Raw genomic sequence first — 952 nt, 5'->3', positions numbered from 1 at the left:
GTCGAGCTTGGCGGCGCCCATGCCGAGGGCGTCGGAAACAGCCGAAAGGGCCTTGTTGTCCGACTTCATCGTCGTGGCGATCGACCAGTAGGCAGCGTTGTCGGCAGCCTTGCCGACGCGCAGGCCAGACGAAACGGCGTTCTGCGTGTCCGCCAGATTGCTGTTGACGTTGCGCAGCGTCTGGAGTGCCGCCATGGCGGAGTTGTTGGTCAGAATGCTGGTCATTGATTTGCCCCTTTGGCAGAATTGATGTGAAGGGACATTCCGGACTTTCTACCGGGAACGGCGGTCAGCGTCATGCCTGTTGATCGCTTCGTACTGCGCAATCAACTCGCCGTTTCGATAGGCCCATATGACGGCATCATGGTTAAGAAATCCTGAACCTGTATGGGGAAATTTATTAAAAATATCCGGTAGTTACGGATCGTTCGTTAACTGGAAATTAAAACACTTACGGCCGGGAATGACCCGGCCGCAAGCTTTCTTCAATCTGCCGTACGGGCTATTAGCGGAACAGCGAGAGAATGTTCTGCGAAGAGGAGTTCGCGATCGACAGCGACTGGATCGCCAGCTGCTGCTGGGTCTGCAGGGCGCTGAGCTTGGAGGACTCTTCTTCCATGTCGGCGTCGACCAGGCGGCCGATACCGGAGTCGATCGAGTCGCTGAGCGAAGACACGAAGTCCGACTGGATGTCGACGCGAGTCTGGAGCGAACCGAGCTGCGAACCGAGAGTGGTCATGTTCTTCAGCGTGGTTTCGACGTCCGTCAGCAGGTTGTCGATGTCGCCTTGGGTCGTGCTAGTACCGATCGTGAAGCCGTAGACCGACTGGCCGGAGCTTGCGCCGGTCCCACCAAGAATGCCGCCGGTGGTCGTGCCGTTGAACAGGGTGTTGGTCGTGCCGAGCACATAGTCGGTGGTCTTGATCGAGACCGTGCCGCCGGTGCCGCGGAC

The 952-nt window shown here is 58.3% G+C and carries 2 protein-coding genes; both read right to left on the bottom strand.

Going from position 1 to position 952, the window contains the following annotated elements; all coding sequences use genetic code 11:
• Positions 1-225, bottom strand: a 225-nt coding sequence (locus AC1DE4_RS31790) for a flagellin N-terminal helical domain-containing protein (protein ID WP_477884759.1), incomplete at its 3' end; no start/stop codon positions are given.
• Positions 226-505: 280 nt separating this feature from the next.
• The coding region (locus AC1DE4_RS31785) for a flagellin (protein WP_477884758.1) at positions 506-952 on the bottom strand (447 nt) is incomplete at its 5' end.

It is taken from the genome of Rhizobium sp. 10N414, assembly GCF_056394785.1.
Note: the sequence above shows the minus strand (reverse complement) of the source record. Positions and strands in the feature narration are given on the sequence as shown.